Origin of the sequence: Rathayibacter sp. AY1B6 (assembly GCF_002932755.1) — a bacterium.
Taxonomy (GTDB): Bacteria; Actinomycetota; Actinomycetes; order Actinomycetales; family Microbacteriaceae; genus Rathayibacter.
Map to the genome: position 1 here is coordinate 150,951 of NZ_PSWL01000002.1, position 14,583 is coordinate 165,533.

Below are 14,583 nucleotides of genomic sequence, written 5' to 3' on the forward strand. Positions count from 1 at the left end.
AGGGTCGGCGCGGGGGTTGCGGCGCAGGGCCGCCGCGAGGAGGATGCACCGCCGACCCGACCCGACCCGACCGGCTCGGCCCGACCCGCCCCGTCAGCCCGCTGCGCCGAGCCCCGTCACCGCACCGGCGATCGCCGTCGTCTCCTCGCCGTCCGGCCAGCGCAGCCGCACGCCCGGCTCCGTGACGACGCCGCCCACCACGGCCGTCGCGGTCCAGGGCGTGCCCATCCGCGACTCCCCCCGCCGGTCGGCGGTGATCATCGCGAAGCCGGGGAAGCAGCCGAGCCAGTCGGCGGTGCCGGCCGCCTCGGGGACGGGGACCGCCGCGAGGTCGAGCACCGCTCCTCCTCCGCTGGCTTCGGCGAGCATGCCGACCGTCCCCACCAGCCCGGCCATGCTCACGTCCTTCGCAGCCCTCGGCCGCGCGAGTCCGACGGAGGCGGCCATCGCCCGGAGCTCCTCCGCGCACCGCGACGAGGTCGAGTCCCACTGGGCGCCCGCGAAGCCGGGCCGCCAGCCGCCGCCGAGGTCGGCCGTCAGCGAGAGCTCGTCGCCCGGAGCGGCGGCGCCCGGCACCGGCTGCGCGGCACGGCCGAGACCGGTCACGCTCAGTGCCGCCGGCACTCCGAGCTGGGTGTGCCCGCCGAGCACGGGGACGCCCCAGGCGGCGGACGCGGCCCGCAGACCGCTGACGATGCGCGCGGCGGCGGCGGCGTCGCGAGCGCCGATCGCGTCCATCAGCCCGATCCCGGTCGCGCCCATCGCGGTCAGATCGTTGACGTTGACCAGCACGGAGCACCACCCCGCCCACTCCGGGTGCCGCTCCACCATGGACGGGACGATCGCGTCGCAGACGGCGACCAGGTCGCTGCCCGGCACCGGTGCTCCGTCGTCGCCGACGAAGCCCGCCCCGCCGAGGCCGCCGTCGGCCGCCAGCGGAGCCAGCAGGGCGCCGAGGGCCGCCTTGGCCGCGGTCGCCGCCCGGTCGAGCCGGTCGATCGGCCAGCGCATCCGGGCGTGCTCGATTCCGGCGACGGTGCTCGTGCCGATCCTCCGCCAGCCGAGCCGCCGGAACAGCACCTCGTTGCGCAGCTGCACCGAGGCCTCGAAGCGGAGCACCCCGCGCGCCTCCGCCTCTGCGCAGGCCGCGCGCACGAGGGCGGCGCCGATCCCGGAGCCGCCCCGCGCCTCGCGCGCCACCACCAGGCGGCTGCCGGTCCACCAGCCCAGGTCGCGTCCGCCGCCGACCGGCGCGAGACGGACCCCGCCGACCACCGCGCCGTCCGGAGCCACCGCGACGAGCACCACCGAGCGCGGATCGTCGTCGGAGTCGTCGTGGTCGTCGCCCGCGAACATCCCCTGCTCGGCGACGAAGACCTCGCGCCGCAGGGCCCGGTGCGCGGCGAGCTCGCGCTCCTCCGCGCGCACCACCGTGAACGGAGGGGCGACGCGCACGCCCTCGAGGATCGAGAGCTCCACCATCAGGCGCCGGCCGTCTTCAGGACGCCGCACGCCCCGCACGCCGCGCAGCCCGCGCTCTGACCGCTGCTCAGCATCCCGGCCTCGATCAGGAGCGCGGCGACCTCGGCGCTGACCCGCTCCAGGAGCGACCCGGCCGGCGGGAGCACGTGGTCGACCTCGGTCGCGAGGGTCCCGCGCAGCGGACGGAAGGGCACCACGAAGGGGTAGACCCCCATCCCGATCAGCTCGCGGGCGCTCGCGACCAGCTCGTCCGGGTCCTCGCCCAGGCCCACCAGGAGGTAGGTCGAGACCTGGTTGCGGCCGAAGATCCGCACCGCCTCGCGCCACGCCCAGCGGTACTCGTCCAGGCTCACCCGCGCCTTGCCCGGGGTCCAGCGCTGCCGCACCGCGTCGTCCATCGACTCCACGTGGATGCCGATCGAGACGGCGCCCGCGTCCTTCAGCGCCTGCAGCGCCGCGACGTCGGACGGCGGCTCGCACTGCACCTGGATCGGCAGCCCGGGGACCGCCGCGAGCACCGCGCGGACGCAGCGCGCGAGGTGGGCCGCTCCGCGGTCGCGGCCCTTGGAAGTGCCGGTGGTCATCACCATCTGGCGCACGCCGTCGAGGCGGACCGCCGCCTCCGCGACCTCGGCGAGCTGGGCCGGGGTCTTGACCGCGATGGTCGCGCCGGCCTCGAGCGAGGCCTCGATCGCGCAGAAGCGGCAGCGCTCCGCCTCGTCGTAGCGCATGCAGGTCTGCACGACAGTGGTCGCGAGGATGTCGCGGCCGTGCAGCCGGGCGATCTTCTCGTAGGAGACGCCGTCGGCGGTGTCGAGATCGTAGAAGCGCGGGCGGCGGACGGGAGTCACGTCCAGGCCGATGTCGGCGCCCTCGAGCAGGAGGCGGTTCCCGCTCACCACGTAGGGGCTGTCGGGGTTCACCGGGATCGCGGCGCCCAGGCCGCCGAGCATCACGTGCCCGTCGTCGCTCGGGCCGGCGCCGGCCTCGCGGTGCACCGGTGCCTCGACGCGGATGCCCTGCAGGGCGATGTCGACGCGGGTGCGGAGGGCGGAGGGGCCGGTGCGGCGGATCCCGGTCGAGTGCGGGCCGGAGTGCGCCCCGCCCGTCGCCGGTGGCGAGGACGCGGGGGAGGGACTGCGGAGATCGGTCACGAGGACTCCTTCGTGGCACCGCGGTGCGGGCCGGACGGGCCGCGCACAGCGGCGGCCGGGATGTCGGTGCGGTCGTCTCGCCCCCCAGTCAAGGCGCATCGTGTTTCGCCCTCGTGACGGGAGGAACGCGGTCTCGTTACGGATGCGCCGTCACGGGAGCTTCTTCCGGTGGAAACCACTCCGAAACATCCCGGCCGTTGACTGGACGCGTTCCACTCCGCACCACTGCTCCACCCCGGCGGACGTCTTCCCGCGTCGTCTCAGCGCATCCCGCCGGAGCCATGCACTCGCACGCCGCTTCGGCGGACCGACACCAGGAGGAACCATGTCCGTCTCCCAGGAGATCGAAGACCAGGTCAGCGCCAACATCGAGAAGTCGCGCTCCGAGATCGCCCACCCGGCGCTCCCGAAGGGCAGCAACCTCTACGGCTCCACCAAGGTCTTCCCCGACTACCAGGCCGAGCCGGGGGAGTCGTACCTGACCCTCGTGCACGGCATCGCCCACGAGTCCTCGGTCAGCTTCGTCGCGGTGCTCCAGGCCACCCGCGCGGCGCGCAAGGGCTACGAGTCCGCGCTCTACTTCTACGGGCCCGGCACCATCAACGCGATGGCCACCCGCGGCTTCCCGACGGTCGGCGACTCCGGATTCCCCGGCGAGCAGAACCTCAACAACGCGATCGAGACCTTCATCCAGGAGGGCAACCGCGTCTTCGTCTGCCGGTTCGGCATGGCGCTGCACGGCCTCCGCGAGGAGGACCTGATCGAGGGCTGCATCCCCTGCCACCCGCTCGACGTGCAGGACGCGCTCATCCACTACGCCCGCAAGGGCGCGATCATCAACTCCACCTACAACCTGTAGGCGATCGCGATGACCCTCGTCGGATCGGTCGCGGCGAACTTCACCCGCGACCTGGAGCAGAACTACGCCCTCATCGCCTCTCTGGCGGAGGAGGCCCGCGAGAGGGGAGTGCGCTTCCTCGTGCTCCCCGAGGCCGCGATCGGCGGCTACCTCTCCTCACTCGGCAACCACGGCGACACGGTCGCCACCACCCGCCGCTCCCTCCCGCCGGCGGTGCGCCTGGACGGGCCGGAGCTGCGGCGGGTGCAGGAGATCGTCGGCGACCTGATGGTGGCGATCGGCTTCTGCGAGCTCGACGACGACGGCCAGACCCGCTACAACGCGGCCGCGCTGCTGGACGGCGGGCAGGTGTACGGCAGCTACCGCAAGGTGCACCAGCCGCTGGGCGAGCACCTCTCGTACTCGCCGGGCCCGGGCTACGGCACCTTCGAGACGCCGGTCGGCCGGGTGGGCCTGCAGATCTGCTACGACAAGGCGTTCCCCGAGGCGGCCCGGTCGATGGCGCTGGACGGCGCCGAGATCATCGCCTCGCTCTCGGCGTGGCCGGCCGCTCGGACGGCGACGGCCGAGAACCTGCAGGAGGACCGCTGGACCTACCGGTTCAACCAGTTCGACATCGCCCGCGCCCTCGACAACCAGGTGTTCTGGCTCGCCTCGAACCAGTCGGGGACCTTCGGCTCGCTCCGCTACGTCGGGAACGCGAAGGTCGTCGATCCCGGCGGCAACGTGCTCGCGACGACGCTGCTCGGAGCCGGCACGGCCGTCGCCGACATCGATGTGCGCGGCACCTTCGAGGCGATGCGCGGGGGGATGTTCCACCTGCGCGACCGGCGGCCCGACGCCTACGACATCGACCGCGTCTGGAACGGAGGACTCGTCCATGCCTGAGATGACCTTCCACGTCCGTTGGCCGGACGGCTCGGAGGAGCGCTGCTACTCGCCGAGCCTGGTCGTGCACGAGTTCCTCGGGACCGGGACCGCCTACTCGATCGAGGACTTCGTCTCCCGGTCCAGCGAGGCGCTGCGCATCGCGTCGGACCGGGTGCGGGAGCGTTTCGGGTTCGCCTGCACCTCCGCGCTGCAGCAGGAGTCCGACATCCTCCGCACGGCGCAGCGCTTCGAGGGCGGCACGGTCAGGGTGCTCGCGATGGAGCCGCCGGCCCCGGCCGGGCAGCGGGTGCGGCCGTGAGCGCCGCGATCGAGCCCGGGCGCCACGTCGAGGTCGCGGTGATCGGAGGCGGGCAGGCCGGGCTCTCGATCAGTCGGCACCTGGTCGACGACGGCATCGAGCACCTGGTGCTCGAGCGCGCGAGCATCGGCCACGACTGGGTCGACCGCCGCTGGGACGCCTTCACCCTCGTCACGCCGAACTGGCAGTGCCGCCTCCCCGGGTACGCCTACGACGGGCCGGACCCGGACGGCTTCATGACGCGCGACGAGGTGCACGCGTGGGTCCGACGCTACGCGCAGAGCTTCGACGCCCCCGTGGTGGAGGGCGTGGAGGTGAGCCGACTCCGCGAGCGCGCCGGGGGAGGGTTCGAGCTGGTCACGAGCGCGGGCTCGATCACGGCCGACCAGGTCGTCGTGGCGACCGGCGGCTACCACCGCCCGGTCCTCCCCGCCGTCGCCGCGCGGCTGCCGGCGGACGTGCTGCAGCTCCACTCCGCCGACTACCGCTCGCCGCAGGCGCTCCCGCCCGGCGGCGTGCTCGTCGTCGGCTCCGGGCAGTCGGGCGCGCAGATCGCCGAGGACCTCTTCCTCGCCGGGCGCGACGTCCACCTCGCCCTCGGCAGCGCGCCGCGGGTGGCGCGCTTCTACCGGGGCCGCGACTGCGTCGCCTGGCTCCAGGACATGGGCGTGTACGACGTGCCCGTCCACGCGCAGGTCGGCGGGCTCACCAAGCGGGAGTCGACCAACCACTACGTGACGGGGCGCGGGGGCGGGCGGGACATCGACCTGCGCACCTTCGCCCGCGACGGGATGCACCTCTACGGCCGGCTGGCCGAGGTGGAGGGGTCGCGGCTGCGCTTCGCCCCCACGGCGGAGGCGTCGCTCGACTACGCGGACTCGGTCGCGGAGTCGATCAAGGACGACATCGACCGCTACATCGCGGCGCACGGCATCGACGCTCCCGAGGAGGCCCGCTACCGTCCGGTCTGGCGGCCGGAGTCCGAGGCGACCGGGCTCGACCTCGCGGGCATCGGCAGCGTCGTCTGGGCGGTCGGGTTCCGCTCCGACTACCGCTGGGTCGAGATCGGCGTGTTCGACGGCGCCGGCCACCCCACCCACCAGCGCGGAGTGACGAGCGTGCCGGGCCTGTCGTTCCTCGGGCTGCCGTGGCTGCACACCTGGGGGTCCGGCCGCTTCGAGGCGATCGCCCGCGACGCGGGGCACCTGGCGGAGGAGGTCCGGCGCGTGCGCGAGGCGGGGCGCTTCACGCGGGAGCGCGAGCCGGATCTCGCCGGATAGCCTCCTCGCATGACGGAGACGGTGATGGGTGCGGTCGCAGCGCACTTCGGTCGCGACATCGACCGCACCCTCGCCAAGCTCGCCGGCATCATCGCCCACGCGCGCGAGCGCTCGGTCGACCTGCTGGTGCTCCCGGACGCGACCCTCGGCGGCTACCTGCTCGACCTCCAGCACCCCGGGCCGGACCTGCCGCCGAGCCTCGAGCTCGACGGGCCGGAGGTCGCCCGCGTGGCCGAGCTGGCGGGCGATCTCACCGTGTGCTTCGGGATCGCGGAGCGGGCGCTCGAGGGCGGGCGCGAGCTCCGCTACGACACAGCGGTCTGCGTGCACGGCGGGCGCGTGATCGGCACGCACCGCAAGGTCCACCTGCCGCTGGGCGAGTCCGAGGCGTACCTGCCGGGCAGCGGCTTCGCCGCCTTCGACTCGCCGATCGGGAGGATGGGGATGCTGATCGACTTCGACAAGACCTTCCCGGAGTCCTCGCGTTCGCTGGCCCTGGACGGCGCGGAGGTGCTGGCCTGCCTCAGCGCGTGGCCCGCGAGCGTGACCGACCGCTCCGACCGGATCCGCAACGACCGCCAGGCCCACCTGTTCGATCTCTACGACTGCGCCCGCGCCGCCGAGAACCAGGTCTACCTCGTCTCCTCGAACCAGACCGGCGTGCTCGGCGGCCTGCGGTTCCTCGGGCAGGCGAAGGTCGTGGACCCGGCGGGAGAGATCGTCGCGAAGACCTGGGCGAAGGGCGGGCTCGCGCTCGCCTCCGCCGACGTCGCCGGCTCCGTCGCCCGCGCCCGCCGCACGATGCACCACCTCCGCGACCGCGCGGAGCACGCCTACCGGAGCTGAGATGCGGATCCGCCTGCTGACCTACTCCACCCGGCCGCGCGGCGGGGTGGTGCACACCCTCGCCCTCGCTGAGGCGCTCGCGCGCGCCGGACACGACGTCACGGTGCACACCCTCGCCCGAGGCGGCGACGCCTCCTTCTTCCGCCCCGTCGATCCGTCCGTGAGCGTGCGGGTGGTGCCCTTCCCGCACCGCGAGGGCGAGCCGGTCGGCGCCCGCATCGTGCGGTCCATCGCGGCGATGGCCGAGGCCCTGCGGGGTGAGGACGCCGCGGTCGTCCACGCGCAGGACTGCATCTCGGCCAATGCGGCACTCGCCGCTGGACTCGCGCCGATCCGCACGATCCACCACCTGGACGACTTCACCACCCCGGAGCTGCGGGCCTGCCACGACCGCGCCGTCCGGCTCCCCCGGGCCCGGCTGTGCGTGTCCGCCGCCGTCGCCGAGGAGGTGCGCGCGGGCTGGGGGCTGCTGCCCGACGTGATCCCGAACGGTGTCGACGCGGCGCGGTTCGCGGCCGCCGTCGACGATCCGCTCACCGGGGCCTGGCGCGCCGAGCTCGGCCCGTACCTCCTCGCCCTCGGCGGCATCGAGCCGCGGAAGGGCAGCATCGAGCTGCTCGAGGCGTGGGCTCTGCTGCGCGAGCGCGGCCACGACGTCGCGCTGGTGCTCGGCGGCGGCGAGACCCTGTTCGACTACCGCGAGTACCGGGCCGCCTTCGACCGGAGGGCTCTCGAGCTCGGGGTCGCCCCGGTGATCCTCGGCGCCGTTGCGGAGGAGAGGCTCGCTCCGCTCGTCGCCGGCGCCTCCGCGCTGGGCTTCGTCTCGGTGAAGGAGGGGTTCGGGCTGGCGGCGATGGAGGCGCTCGCCGCGGGGGTGCCGGTCGTGGCGCGGGAGCTGCCGGTGATCCGCGAGGTGTTCGGGGACGCGGTCCGCTACGGGCGGGACCCCGCTTCCTTCGCCGACGCACTGGAGGAGGCCCTGACGCTGCCCTCGCCGGACGGCCGGGCCCTGGCCGCCTCGCACTCCTGGGACGACGTCGCGGCCGCGCACCTGCGGTTCTACGAGCGCGTGCTCGACGGCTCGGTCCAGGACTCGGGAGGCACTCCTCCGGACGGGCCGGGATCCGCGAGAGCGGGCGCCCCCGGATGACTCCGTCCTGCAGCGTGGACACGATCGGACGCCGCCGGTGACCCGCCGGTCGATCTCGCGCATCGTCACCGGCCTCGCCGACGCCGATCCCGACCGGATCGTCGCCGTGGCGGACGAGGGCGCGCTGACGGCGGGGGAGCTGGACCGCGAGAGCGCCCGCCTCGCCCGCGCCTACCGCGAGCTCGGCGTCCGGACCGACGACCTCGTCACCGTCTCGCTTCCGAACTCGCTGGACGCGCTCGTCGTCTGCGCGGCGATCTGGAAGGCGGGCGCCGTGCCGCAGCCGGTCTCGACCGGGCTGTCGGCGGCGGAGCGCGCCGAGGTGGAGCGGATCGCGCGGCCGGCGCTCGTCATCGGCGCACCCGCCTCCTCCTCCGCCGCCGTCCCGTGGCGCGCGGGCGACTGGCGGCCCGGGCCGGAGGTGCCGGCCGGCCCGCTCGAGGACCGGTGGGCCTCGTCCTGGAAGGCGCCCACCTCCTCTGGCAGCACCGGGCGGCCGAAGGTGGTGCTCGCCGCGGGCCCGGCGCTGCTGGACCCGGAGGCGCCGGTCGCGCCGTTCCTGCCGCGCGAGGGCGTGCAGCTGGTGAGCGGTCCGCTGATGCACTCGGCGACCTTCACCTACTCCTTCCGCGGGCTGATGACCGGGCAGCGCCTGGTGCTGCTGCCGCGATTCGACGCCGCCCGGGTCCTCGCGGCGATCGAGGAGCACCGCGTGACCTGGACCCTGCTCGTCCCGACCACGATCCGCCGCCTGATGGCCGCGCCCGAGCGGTCGAGGACGGACGTGTCCTCACTCGCGACGGTGCTGCACCTCGGAGCGCCCTGCGCGCCCGCCGACAAGCGGGCGCTGATCGGCTGGCTCGGGCCGGAGCGGGTGGTCGAGGTCTACGCGGGCAGCGAGTCGAACGGGCTGACGATGATCACGGGGCGGGAGTGGCTGGAGCGTCCGGGCAGTGTCGGGCGGCCGATCGGCGGGACGACGCTCCGCATTCTGCGGGAGGACGGCACGGAGGCTCCGACCGGCGAGCTCGGCCGCATCTGGCTGCACCGCGGGGAGGCCCCCGCCTACCGCTACCTCGGCGCCGGCTCGCGGCGGACGGAGGAGGGCTGGGACACCCTCGGCGACGTCGGCCGCGTCGACGGGGACGGGTGGCTCTGGGTGGTCGACCGCGCCGACGACCTGATCCTCCGGGGCGGAGTGAGCGTCTGGCCGGCGGAGGTCGAGCGGGTGCTGGAGGCACTGCCCGGAGTCCGCGGGGCGGTCGCCTTCGGCGTGCCGGACGCGGAGCTGGGGCAGGCGGTGGAGGCGGTCGTCGACGTGGGCGAGGCGGACGCGGACCCGGCCGGCCTGCTCGCTCGGGCGAACGCCGAGCTGGGCGCCGAGCGGCGCCTCCGGGCTCTCCGGATCGTGCACGAGCCCGTCCGGAGCGACGCGGGCAAGGTCCGCCGCTCCGCGCTCGCCCCCGCGGCGGAGACGCTCGGGATCCGCCGTTCCGCCGGTGCCCCGGATGGGCCAGAGTGGGCCCAGCGCCCCCGCGCACCGACCCCCAGGGAGACCCGATGAAGTACATGCTGATCATGCGCGCGACCGATGCGGCGAAGGAGGCCTACGCCGCGATCCCGTTCGACGAGATCATCACCCGGATGGGTCAGTACAACGAGGCCATGATCGAGGCGGGCGTGCTGCTCTCGGGCGACGGCCTGGCCGACGACGTCGCCTCCTCCGGCTTCGTGGTCGACTTCTCCTCCGAGCCGCCGACCGTCGTCGACGGCGCCTACGGCCCGACGGAGTCGCTGTTCAACGGCTTCTGGATCATCGGGGTCGACTCCAAGGAGCAGGCCCGCGAGTGGGCGCTGCGCTGCCCCCTGGTGCCCGGCAACCGTCTCGAAGTGCGCCGGATCACCGACGAGAGCGACTTCGCGGACTTCGCCGACAACGAGTACGTGCAGAAGGAGGCCGGCTGGCGCGAGGACGAGGCGGCCCGCGCCTCCGGCGACTGATGCCGCGGCGGGCGTCACGCCTCGGTGACGACGCCCGCCTCGACGTGCCAGTGCCGCGTCAGCTGCACCGTCTCGAGCATCCGCCGGTCGTGGGTGACCAGCAGCAGCGTGCCCTCGTACGCCTCGAGCGCCTCCTCCAGCTGCTCGATGGCGACGAGGTCGAGGTGGTTCGTCGGCTCGTCGAGCACCAGCAGGTTCGTGCCGCGGGCCTGCAGGAGCGCCAGGGCGGCCCGCGTCCGCTCGCCCGGCGAGAGCTCGCCGACGCGGCGGCCGACGTGGTCGGCCTTCAGCCCGAACTTCGCCAGGAGCGTGCGCACCTCGGCCGTCGGCCACTCGGGCACCAGCGCCTCGAACGCGTCCGCGAGCGGCACCTCGGCGGCGAGCATCCCGCGGGCCTGGTCGATCTCGCCGATCGCGACGCTCGCGCCGAGTGAGGCGCCGCCCTCCTCCGGCTCTGCGCGGCCGAGGAGGAGCGACAGCAGCGTCGACTTGCCGGCGCCGTTGGGCCCGGTGATGCCGATCCGGTCGCCCGCGTCGACCTGGAGCGACACCGGCCCGAGCGTGAAGGAGCCGCGGCGGGCGACCGCGCCGTTCAGCGTCGAGACGACCGAGCTCGAGCGCGGGGCGCTGCCGATCGTGAAGGCGAGCTGCCACTCCTTGCGCGGCTCCTCGACCTCCTCGAGCCTCGCGATCCGGCTCTCCATCTGGCGCACCTTCTGCGCCTGCTTCTCGCTCGACTCCACCGAGGCCTTGCGGCGGATCTTGTCGTTGTCGGGGGCCTTCTTCATCGCGTTGCGCACGCCCTGGCTCGACCACTCCCGCTGGGTACGGGCGCGGGAGACCAGGTCGGCCTTCTGCTCGGCGAAGTCCTCGTACTTCTCGCGGCGCTGGCGGCGCGCGGTCTCGCGCTCCTCCAGGAAGGCGTCGTAGCCGCCTCCGTAGACCCGGTTGGTGCCCTGCGCGAGGTCGAGCTCGAGCACGCGGGTGACGCTGCGGGCGAGGAACTCGCGGTCGTGGCTGACGAGCACCGCGCCGCCGCGGAGTCCGCGGACGAAGGCCTCCAGGCGCTCCAGGCCGTCGAGGTCGAGGTCGTTGGTCGGCTCGTCGAGCAGCACCACGTCGAAGCGCGAGAGCAGCAGCGCCGCGAGGCCCACCCGCGCCGCCTGCCCGCCGGAGAGGGAGGTCATCGTCGAGGAGGCCGCCGCGGCGCCGAGCGACAGGCCCAGGTCGGCCAGGACGACCGGGGTGCGCTCGTCGAGATCGGCTGCTCCGCTCGCGAGCCAGCGGTCGAGCGCGAGGGCGTAGCGGTCGGCGATCGAGCCGTCGGGATCGGGGTCGGCCAGCGCGGAGGCGGCGGCGTCGAGCTCGGCGGAGGCCTCGGCGCAGCCGGTGCGGCGTGCGATGTACCCGGCGACGGTCTCGCCCTCGCGGCGCTCGTGCTCCTGCGGCAGCCAGCCGACGAACGCGTCGCCCGGCGAGAGCACGACGGAGCCCTCGAGCGGGGCCGTCTCGCCGGCGAGGATGCGCAGGAGTGTCGACTTGCCGGCTCCGTTCGCCCCCACGACGCCCACCACGTCCCCGGGGGCGACCGTCAGGTCGAGTCCGTCGAACAGGGTGCGGTGCGCATAGCCTCCGGAGAGGCCCTTGGCGACGAGGGTGGCGGTCACCGGTCCAGCGTAGGCGCGGGCGACTCGCTAGACGGTCTGGTGATCAGCCGGTCTAGAATGTTCTGATGAGCGACACGAGCCTGCGGAGCGGCGCCGGGTACTGGTACCCGGACGAGTCGTCCACCCGCCGCGCTGTCGAGGTGCTGAGCGCCATGCGCACGTACCGCGTCTCCGAGGTCTCGATGCGCCGCCGCACGCGCGAGCGGATGGCGATGGGCGAGACGGACCTGATCGCCATCCAGTACCTGCTCCGCCAGCAGCGCAAGGGCGAGCTGGTGACCGGCAAGGACCTGGCGTCGCACCTCTCCATCTCCTCCGCGTCGACCACGGTCCTCATCGACCGCCTGGTCCGCAGCGGCCACCTCGTGCGCAAGCCCAACCCGACCGACCGACGCGGGATCGTCGTGGAGGCGACGGTCGACAGCGACGACGAGGTGCGCGCGACGCTCCAGGAGATGCACCGCCGGATGCTCGCGATCGCCGAGGACCTGGACGCCCCCGAGGCCGAGGTCGTCGTCAACTTCCTCCGCCGGATGAGCGCGGCCGTCGACGAGATCGACGCGGAGCACGGCGACGGGCACGATACGGACGACGCGGGCCGAGCGGAACCCTCCGCAGCGAAATAGCTAGACGGACTAGTAATAAGCCGAGGGGCCTATAGTCTGGCGGCATGGGTCAATTCCTCTACGGCACTCCTCCCGCCGTCATCGAGATCGAGGACCGGACCCTGGCCCACCTCCAGATCGTGATCTACGCGAAATTCCGCCGCGACGAGCGCTTCAGCCTCACCCTCGACTCCATGCCCGAGGGGGCGCGCGGCCGCCACTCCTTCTGGATGAACCCCAACATCGCCCTGCAGTTCCACTTCGCGGGGAGCCGCCAGCCCACGATCAACCCGACCTGGGTCGAGCTCCTGATGGACGCGGCGAACAGCGGCGGCGGGCTGCGCCTGCTCACCGAGCCCCCGTCCTGACGCGGTCCGCAGCCGCGTGCGTCTCCTAGGGTGGAGCAGGCGCCGCGGGGCGCGCGGAGGGCGGGGGACATGCGCAGGACGGTCATCGGAGCGACGGCACTGGCCGGGGTGCTCGCGCTCGCGGGGTGCTCGGCGCCCGCTCCGGCTCCCACGGTCACGGTCACCGTGTTCGCCACGGCGACGCCGACCCCGGTGCCGGACCCGACCGTCACGGCGGCGCTCCCGCAGTCGACGGCCACGGTCTTCGCGCCGGTCCCCGAGGCGACGGTCACCTTCACGCCGAACGCGACACCGGACATCCCCGAGACGGCCTTCGCCGTCGACAACGGCGCGGTCCCCGGGGCGAACGGCGAGCCGACCCGCGACGGCGAGGGCGACATCGTGAGCTACACCGTGGTGCAGGGCGACACGTTCTTCGACATCGCGCAGCGCTTCGGGATACCGGTGCAGCAGCTGCTCCGGATGAACCCGAGGATCGCCGGGGCCGGCGAGGCCGTGTACATCGACGCCGTCGTCAACCTCGACGCGAGCACGCTGGGCTGAGTGGAGCGGCGGGCCGCCGGGGCGGCCGCCCGGCCGGTCGCGACCCGGCTACTGCGACTTCGGCAGGACGTGGAACGCGACCGCGAGCGATCCCGAGATCATCAGGATGCCGCCGACGAAGAGGAATCCGGCGATGTCGGGCAGCAGGAACGAGTTGCCGAGAACGAGGATCCCGCCGAGGAACAGCACGAACGAGAGGACGACGCCCAGACCAGTCATGCCCTCATCGTACGCAGGTCACGGGAGCAGGAGGTCCGCGAGCTCCTCGGCACCGGACACCAGCGCGATCGTCCCGACCGCCTCGAGCGGCGATCCGTAGCCCCACTCGACCATGATCGTCGGCACGCCGTGGGCGGCGGCGCCCTGCACGTCGTGCTCGCGGTCGCCGACCATCACCGGCGCCGAGAGGTCGACGCCGAGCTCGCGGAGCCGGCGCAGCGCCTCCTCCACGACGTCGGCCTTGGCGCTGCGGACCTCGTCCTCGGAGGCGCCGCAGATCACGGTGAAGTACTGCGCCAGCCCGTAGTGCTCGAGGATGCGCGTGGCGGCCGACTCCGGCTTGGAGGTCGCGAGCGAGAGCGGCACGCCGGCCTCGGCGATGCGCGCCAGCACCTCGGGCAGCCCCGGGTAGACCGAGGAGTCGAAGAGCCCGCCCGCGTTGTAGCGGCGGCGGTAGACCATGAGCGCGGCCTGCGCCTCCTCGACGGTCATCCCGCCGAGCTCGCGGAACGCCTCGAGCAGGGGAGGGCCGACGTAGGCCAGCAGCTCGGCCGGAGCGGGCACGGGGCGGCCCAGCTCGACGAAGGTCTCGACGAGCGTCCCGGTGATCCCGGGGGCCGAGTCGGTGATCGTGCCGTCGAGGTCGAACAGGATGCAGGACCAGGTGCCGGCGCGCGCGTCGAGGCCGGTGGCGGCGAGGGTCGTGTCGGACATGGCGGGCTCCTGACCTCGGAGGACGGGGTGACGCCGGCGCTGCCCCGCCGGGGGCCACACTCTACGGCCGTTCGGCGTCCAGAGCCCGTTCGACGAACGAACGGGTGACGACCTGGGCGATCGAGCCGGGGTCGAGCTGCACGGCGACGAAGTCGGCGGTGCGGATCAGCGCGAAGGCCTCGCGCCCGGGGAGGACCAGCATCTGCACCCGCGGATGCTGCTGCCGGGGGACCGCGGTGCGCACCTCGTCCGTGGAGGTGAACAGCGGCAGGACCTGCTCGCCGGTGGTCGTCGCGACGGTGCGGACGTGCGGCACGCCTCCGGGCCGGGATCCCGTGACGTCGACCACGAGGGAGCCGTCGAGGCAGGCCTCGAGCAGCCGGTCGACGGCCTCGGCGGTGGGAGCGGCGACGAGCGCCTCCAGTGCGTCCCGGGCCCGGGCATTGCGGTACGGACCGGGTCGCGCCGGGCGTGCAGGGGGTCCGCCTCGTCGTGCCATGACTCCA

Annotated in this window: 17 protein-coding genes; 11 read left to right on the forward strand and 6 right to left on the reverse strand. The window is 73.9% G+C overall.

The genetic code is table 11. From position 1 onward, the window contains the following. Positions 1–93 precede the first annotated feature (93 nt). Positions 94–1,482 (reverse strand): MSMEG_0567/sll0787 family protein, encoded by a 1,389-nt coding sequence (locus C5D08_RS01670; protein WP_104275517.1) that lies wholly within the window; start codon positions 1,480–1,482, stop codon positions 94–96. Next, positions 1,482–2,636 carry an MSMEG_0568 family radical SAM protein gene (locus C5D08_RS01675; protein WP_258067199.1) on the reverse strand — a complete coding sequence of 385 codons (1,155 nt, stop codon included), beginning with the start codon at positions 2,634–2,636 and terminating at the stop codon, positions 1,482–1,484. The genes C5D08_RS01670 and C5D08_RS01675 overlap by 1 nt, the downstream gene beginning before the upstream one ends. A 325-nt stretch (positions 2,637–2,961) precedes the next feature. Between C5D08_RS01675 and C5D08_RS01680 the strand changes: the two genes are divergently transcribed. The 8 genes from C5D08_RS01680 to C5D08_RS01715 are packed head-to-tail and all read left to right on the forward strand — an operon-like array spanning position 2,962 to position 9,961. Then, positions 2,962–3,495 (forward strand): MSMEG_0572/Sll0783 family nitrogen starvation response protein, encoded by a 534-nt coding sequence (locus C5D08_RS01680; RefSeq protein WP_104275519.1) that lies wholly within the window; start codon positions 2,962–2,964, stop codon positions 3,493–3,495. Positions 3,496–3,504: 9 nt separating this feature from the next. After that, on the forward strand, positions 3,505–4,383 hold the full coding sequence (locus C5D08_RS01685; RefSeq protein ID WP_104275520.1) for a carbon-nitrogen hydrolase family protein: 879 nt from the start codon (positions 3,505–3,507) through the stop codon (positions 4,381–4,383). Beyond that, the gene (locus C5D08_RS01690; protein WP_104275521.1) at positions 4,376–4,684 is read left to right on the forward strand and encodes an MSMEG_0570 family nitrogen starvation response protein; all 309 of its coding nucleotides are present in this window, start codon (positions 4,376–4,378) and stop codon (positions 4,682–4,684) included. The genes C5D08_RS01685 and C5D08_RS01690 overlap by 8 nt, the downstream gene beginning before the upstream one ends. Beyond that, a complete protein-coding gene (locus tag C5D08_RS01695; protein ID WP_219815133.1) occupies positions 4,681–5,964 on the forward strand; it encodes an MSMEG_0569 family flavin-dependent oxidoreductase in 1,284 nt (427 codons plus the stop codon). The genes C5D08_RS01690 and C5D08_RS01695 overlap by 4 nt, the downstream gene beginning before the upstream one ends. A 9-nt stretch (positions 5,965–5,973) precedes the next feature. Beyond that, positions 5,974–6,810 carry a carbon-nitrogen hydrolase family protein gene (locus C5D08_RS01700; protein WP_104275522.1) on the forward strand — a complete coding sequence of 279 codons (837 nt, stop codon included), beginning with the start codon at positions 5,974–5,976 and terminating at the stop codon, positions 6,808–6,810. A 1-nt stretch (position 6,811) separates the two neighbouring features. Further along, entirely contained in the window at positions 6,812–7,960 is a 1,149-nt protein-coding gene (locus tag C5D08_RS01705; protein WP_104275523.1) for an MSMEG_0565 family glycosyltransferase, read from the forward strand. Positions 7,961–7,997: 37 nt separating this feature from the next. Then, entirely contained in the window at positions 7,998–9,524 is a 1,527-nt protein-coding gene (locus C5D08_RS01710; protein WP_104275524.1) for an AMP-binding protein, read from the forward strand. Beyond that, entirely contained in the window at positions 9,521–9,961 is a 441-nt protein-coding gene (locus C5D08_RS01715) for a YciI family protein (RefSeq protein WP_104275525.1), read from the forward strand. Before C5D08_RS01710 ends, C5D08_RS01715 begins: the two co-directional genes overlap by 4 nt. 14 nt (positions 9,962–9,975) lie before the next feature. On the opposite strand, the gene C5D08_RS01720 is transcribed toward C5D08_RS01715, so the two are convergent. Next, positions 9,976–11,628 (reverse strand): ABC-F family ATP-binding cassette domain-containing protein, encoded by a 1,653-nt coding sequence (locus C5D08_RS01720; RefSeq protein ID WP_104275526.1) that lies wholly within the window; start codon positions 11,626–11,628, stop codon positions 9,976–9,978. Between the two features lie 65 nt (positions 11,629–11,693). Between C5D08_RS01720 and C5D08_RS01725 the strand changes: the two genes are divergently transcribed. From C5D08_RS01725 to C5D08_RS01735, 3 genes are all read left to right on the forward strand, one after another. After that, complete coding sequence (locus C5D08_RS01725; RefSeq protein WP_104275527.1) at positions 11,694–12,254, forward strand: MarR family winged helix-turn-helix transcriptional regulator; 561 nt, start codon at positions 11,694–11,696, stop codon at positions 12,252–12,254. Between the two features lie 44 nt (positions 12,255–12,298). Then, positions 12,299–12,601: a hypothetical protein gene (locus C5D08_RS01730; protein WP_068250131.1), complete on the forward strand. Its 303-nt coding sequence runs from the start codon at positions 12,299–12,301 to the stop codon at positions 12,599–12,601. Between the two features lie 69 nt (positions 12,602–12,670). Further along, a complete protein-coding gene (locus C5D08_RS01735) occupies positions 12,671–13,144 on the forward strand; it encodes a LysM domain-containing protein (protein ID WP_104275528.1) in 474 nt (157 codons plus the stop codon). A 48-nt stretch (positions 13,145–13,192) separates the two neighbouring features. On the opposite strand, the gene C5D08_RS16845 is transcribed toward C5D08_RS01735, so the two are convergent. The 3 genes from C5D08_RS16845 to C5D08_RS01745 form a co-directional block, all read right to left on the reverse strand. Continuing rightward, a complete protein-coding gene (locus C5D08_RS16845; protein ID WP_159911733.1) occupies positions 13,193–13,363 on the reverse strand; it encodes a hypothetical protein in 171 nt (56 codons plus the stop codon). 18 nt (positions 13,364–13,381) lie between these two features. Beyond that, complete coding sequence (locus C5D08_RS01740) at positions 13,382–14,077, reverse strand: HAD hydrolase-like protein (RefSeq protein ID WP_104275529.1); 696 nt, start codon at positions 14,075–14,077, stop codon at positions 13,382–13,384. A 61-nt stretch (positions 14,078–14,138) separates the two neighbouring features. Next, positions 14,139–14,576: an SseB family protein gene (locus tag C5D08_RS01745; RefSeq protein WP_104275530.1), complete on the reverse strand. Its 438-nt coding sequence runs from the start codon at positions 14,574–14,576 to the stop codon at positions 14,139–14,141. Positions 14,577–14,583: the final 7 nt, after the last annotated feature.